This window comes from Burkholderia sp. Se-20378, assembly GCF_017104665.1.
Lineage (GTDB): Bacteria > Pseudomonadota > Gammaproteobacteria > Burkholderiales > Burkholderiaceae > Burkholderia > Burkholderia lata.
Window position 1 is genome coordinate 1 of the sequence record NZ_JAAGPG010000602.1, and the last position, 4,737, is coordinate 4,737.

The following is a 4,737-nucleotide window of genomic DNA, read 5'->3' on the forward strand; positions in this document are numbered from 1 at the left end:
CCGTTGCGCGCCCAGTCGGCGAACTCGGTGTCGTAGCGATTGCCGATGGTCGCGACATGATTTGCGTAGCCGTCGTAATCGCCCACCCGGAAGCGCGACACGATCGTGTCGACGTCCGCGCGATGGCGCTCGAACATGAAGCGCGTCGCCATGTAGCCCCACCGGTACGCGCGCGTGACGTAGTCACTCGATGAGTAACGCGTGCCGAGCACGTCCGAGAAGCGGTATGCGCCCGTGCGCACCGCGTCGATCGACTCCTGGTTGTCGTTCTTTCTCGACAGATACTCGGCGACGCCTTCGATCCACCACACGGTCGGCTTCGCGGTGCTCACCGAGAAGTCGCCCGCCATGTCGTAGCGGCCGTCGAGATAGTGCGTGAACTCGTGCTCGAGGTTCCACACCTTGAACTCGGGCCGCAGCCACGAGGCCTCGTGCGCGATGAAGCGCGCCTGGTTGCCGGGCGCGGACGGATCACCCTCGAGATACATGCCGCCGTTGTCGGTGCTGATGCCGTAGATCACCGACGCGTATTTTCGATAGTTCGCATAGTCATCGAAAATGACGAGTTCGATCGTGTCGTTGCGATCGCCCGCGACCGGCTTGCGCCCGGTCTTCAACATCCGGTGGAAGTAGTCGTCCTGCTTCGCGACCGCCGTGCAGACCGACTGCAACTGCGGCATCGTCATGTCCTGCGCGAGAATGCGCACGCCCGCGTTGCATGCGTAGCGATTCGAGAGCACCGCGTCGGTCAGCCGCTTCTTGTAGTCGCAGGTGCCGTAGTCCGCGCAGTTGCCCGGATCGCCGTAGTCGACCGCTTCCGCCGCCGCGAGCCAGAGATCGCTGTCCGCGCCCGTCATGCTCGTCGACGCGAGCAGGTCCTGGATCATTTTCTTCACGCGCGGCTTCTGCGTCGGATAACGGAGGAAGCGAAACGTTTCGCGCGCCGCGTCGGCCAGCTGATAGGCGGCGCTCGTGTTCGACAGGCTCGCGCGGTTCGCCGTGACGAAGCGGTTGAGCGTCTCCGGGAGCGTCGCGTCGCTGTCGAGCATCGGCTGCGCGCCGCTGCGCTGGTGTGCGTAGAAGAACACCGTGAGCAAGCCGGTGAAGCCGCCCGCCGCACTGCGCTGCAGCAGCGGCGCCGCCGCCTGCGGATTCGCCGCGCTCACGGTGTAGGACGCGATGCGATTCTTCAGCGTCGGCAGGTAGTACGCTTCGTCCCGCATGTTCGTGATGAGCTTCATCAGCTCGTTCGCGGTGCTCGGCGCGCGCGCATTGTCGCGATAGAGCGCATCACCCTCCAGGCTCTGCTTGATATACGGGCGCAGCGACACCGCGAGATTCGGGATCGGGTTTGCAATACCCGATACATCATATTGGTAATACGCGGCTCGCAGATAAATCAGCAAATTGACCAGGATCAAATTGCTCGCATCGTATTGATGAATTTCCTGCACGAAACGACTCGCAACAGCGTGCACGTTTTCGGCATTGAAGATCTGGGTGGCCTGCGCTTTATCGACCGAGAACAGGCCGTAATGGCATTCGTAATCGGGAAGATTCGCGATGTAATCGGCGAGCGCCGCGCCGCGATACTGGGTCATCACCGACATGTCGCGGCAATCGGCGCCCGACGTGCTGCGCTTGCTGCGCGTGGCCGGCTGCTTGAGCGAAGGCCTGGTCAGCGCCGCGCGATCCTGCTCGCTGAGCGGCAGGTTGTACTGCGCCTGCTCGGGCGACACCGGCAGATTCTGCGGCACGCGAGGCATGCGCGCCTGCCGGGGTTGCGTCGGCTGCGTCGACTGCGCCGGCTCGGTATTGGCTGATGCGGTGCCGGCCAGTCCTGCGAATACCGACCACGCGACGATGGCCGACCAGCGGCGGGTTTTTTGAAGCCCCTCGTTTATTGCCACTTTATTTTCTCTCGGTTGTTTTTGGGCAACCAAGATATAACATTACATATTGAAACGTCAATTTAATCGATATGAAAGATAATCGCGTTAATTGATTTAATTATTCGACGATTAAAATCGATTTTCGAAATAATTCAACCGGCCGACAGGATTCGGCGAGCCGCTTCCACCAATGAAAAACGCGGGTGGCGAACCGCACCGGATGAACGACACCATCCGGCACGACTCGCCACCCGCGTTGAAGACCTTCCAGCCTTCTTCTGCTTACTTGCTGTAGTCGTACACCCCACGCCCGGTCTTCCGCCCGAGGCGCCCGGCCGTCACCATCTCGCGCAGCAGCGGGCACGCACGATACTTCGGATCGCCGAAGTCCTTCACGAACACGTCCATCACCGCGAGGCACACGTCGAGGCCCACGAGGTCGGCCAGCGCGAGCGGCCCGATCGGGTGGTTCGCGCCGAGCTTCATCCCCGCGTCGATTTCCTCCGCCGACGCGATGCCTTCCGCCAGCACGAAGAACGCTTCGTTGATCATCGGCACGAGAATCCGGTTCACGACGAAGCCCGGCGAGTTGCGCACGCCGATCGGCGACTTGTCGAAACGCTCGGTCAGCTCGCGCACCGCCGACGCGGTCGCATCGCTCGTCTGCAGCCCGCGGATGATCTCGACGAGCGGCATCAGCGGCACCGGGTTGAAGAAGTGCATGCCGACGAAGCGCGCCGGATCGGCGAGCGGCGCCGCGAGCGCGGTGATCGAGATCGACGACGTGTTGGTCGCGATGATCGCTTCGGGCCGCGCGACGGCCTCGATCTGCTTCAGGATGCGGCCCTTCAGCTCGACGTTCTCGGTCGCGGCTTCGATCACGATATCGGCCGCTGCAAGCTTCGCGTAGTCGGTCGACGTCGTGATGCGCGCCAGCGCCGCATCGCGCGTGGCTGCGTCGAGCTTGTCCTTCGACACGAGCCGCTCGAGGCTGCCCTTCAGCGTCGCGATGCCCTTCTCGAGCGCGGCGTCGCTGACGTCGATCATCACGACGTTGAGTCCCGCAACGGCGGCAGTCTGCGCAATGCCGTTGCCCATGGTTCCGGCGCCCACGACGCCGACAATTTCGATGGCCATGAAATTTCCTGTGTGTTCGGGTGCTGAGCGTTCGATTGTCAGATGTTCTCGAAGATCGCAGCAATCCCCTGGCCGCCGCCGATACACATCGTCACGAGCGCGTAACGCCCGCCGATGCGCTTCAGTTCGTACAGCGCCTTGACCGTGATCAGCGCGCCGGTCGCGCCGATCGGGTGACCGAGCGAGATGCCCGAGCCGTTCGGGTTGACCTTCGCCGGATCGAGGCCGAGCTCCTGCGTGACCGCGCACGCCTGGGCCGCGAACGCCTCGTTCGCCTCGATCACGTCGAGATCGCTGATCTTCAGGCCCGCGCGTTCGAGCGCCTTCTGCGTGGCCGGCACGGGGCCGATGCCCATGTACGCCGGATCGACACCCGCGTGCGCATACGCGACGAGGCGGGCGAGCGGCTTCACGCCCTGCGCGCGCGCGGCGTCCGCGCTCATCATCAGCACGGCCGCGGCCGCATCGTTGATGCCCGACGCGTTGCCGGCCGTCACGGTGCCTTCTTCCTTCTTGAACACCGGACGCAGCTTCGTGAAATCGTCCGCGCTTGCGTCGTGACGCACGTGCTCGTCGCTGTCGAACGCAACCTCGCCCTTCTTCGTGCGGATCGAGATCGGCAGGATCTGGTCCTTGAAGCGCCCTTCCGCGATCGCGCGCGCCGCGCGACGATGCGATTCGAGCGCCAGCGCATCCTGCGCGTCGCGCGAGATGCCGTACTTCGCCGCGACGTTTTCTGCCGTCACGCCCATGTGGATCGTCTGGAACGGGTCGTGCAGCGCGCCGAGCATCATGTCGACGAGCTTGCCGTCACCCATGCGCTGGCCGAAGCGCGCAGCCGGCACGGTGTACGGTGCGCGGCTCATGCTTTCCGAGCCGCCGCCGATCGCGACATCGGCGTCGCCGAGCATGATCGTCTGCGCGGCCGACACGATCGCCTGCAGGCCCGAACCGCACAGGCGGTTCACGGTCAGCGCGGGCGTGTGCTGCGCCACGCCGCCGTTGATCGCCGCGACGCGCGCGAGATACATGTCCTTCGGCTCGGTGTTCACGACGTGGCCGAACACGACATGCCCGACTGCGTCGCCCGGCACGTTCGCACGCGACAGCACTTCGGCGACCACCTTCGCACCGAGGTCGGTCGGCGAGAAATCCTTCAGGCTGCCACCGAAATCACCGATCGCGGTACGGACACCGCTCACTACCACGACTTCTTTCGCTGCATTGCTCATCGTCTCACTCCGGTTCGTTCGCGCCCGCAGGCGCGGGGATGCGTTGCGTTACATGTTCGGGTAATTCGGGCCGCCACTGCCTTCCGGCGTGACCCACACGATGTTCTGCGTCGGGTCCTTGATGTCGCAGGTCTTGCAGTGCACGCAGTTCTGCGCGTTGATCACCAGGCGATCGCTGCCGTCGTCGTTTTTCACGAATTCATACACGGCCGCCGGGCAGAAACGCCCCTCCGGCCCCGCGTACGTGTGCAGGTTCACGTTCACCGGCACGTTCGCATCCTTCAGCGTCAGGTGTGCCGGCTGGTTTTCCTCATGGTTCGTGTTCGAGATGAACACCGACGACAGGCGGTCGAACGTCAGCTTGCCGTCCGGCTTCGGATACTCGATCGGCTGGCATTGCGACGCCGGCTTCAGCATCTCGTGGTCCGCGTGCTTGTGGCGCAGCGTCCACGGCACGTTGCCGCCCATCACCTTCT

4 protein-coding genes are annotated in these 4,737 nt (G+C 63.9%); all 4 read right to left on the reverse strand.

Annotated features, from left to right (window positions below):
- Nucleotides 1-1,910, reverse strand: a 1,910-nt coding sequence (locus G3N93_RS34585; RefSeq protein ID WP_374196535.1) for a collagenase, incomplete at its 3' end; no start/stop codon positions are given.
- A 264-nt stretch (nt 1,911-2,174) separates the two neighbouring features.
- Nucleotides 2,175-3,029 carry a 3-hydroxybutyryl-CoA dehydrogenase gene (locus G3N93_RS34590; protein ID WP_089429495.1) on the reverse strand — a complete coding sequence of 285 codons (855 nt, stop codon included), beginning with the start codon at nt 3,027-3,029 and terminating at the stop codon, nt 2,175-2,177.
- A 38-nt stretch (nt 3,030-3,067) separates the two neighbouring features.
- Nucleotides 3,068-4,261 carry a beta-ketothiolase BktB gene (bktB, locus tag G3N93_RS34595; RefSeq protein ID WP_174932511.1) on the reverse strand — a complete coding sequence of 398 codons (1,194 nt, stop codon included), beginning with the start codon at nt 4,259-4,261 and terminating at the stop codon, nt 3,068-3,070.
- A gap of 48 nt (nt 4,262-4,309) precedes the next feature.
- Nucleotides 4,310-4,737, reverse strand: a 428-nt coding sequence (locus G3N93_RS34600) for a 4Fe-4S dicluster domain-containing protein (protein WP_206134983.1), incomplete at its 5' end; no start/stop codon positions are given.

Coding starts and splice junctions, on each gene's coding strand:
- bktB (WP_174932511.1), bottom strand. CDS start 4,261: ATGAGCAATGCAGCGAAAGAAGTCGTGGTAGTGAGCGGTGTCCGTACC.
- G3N93_RS34590 (WP_089429495.1), bottom strand. CDS start 3,029: ATGGCCATCGAAATTGTCGGCGTCGTGGGCGCCGGAACCATGGGCAAC.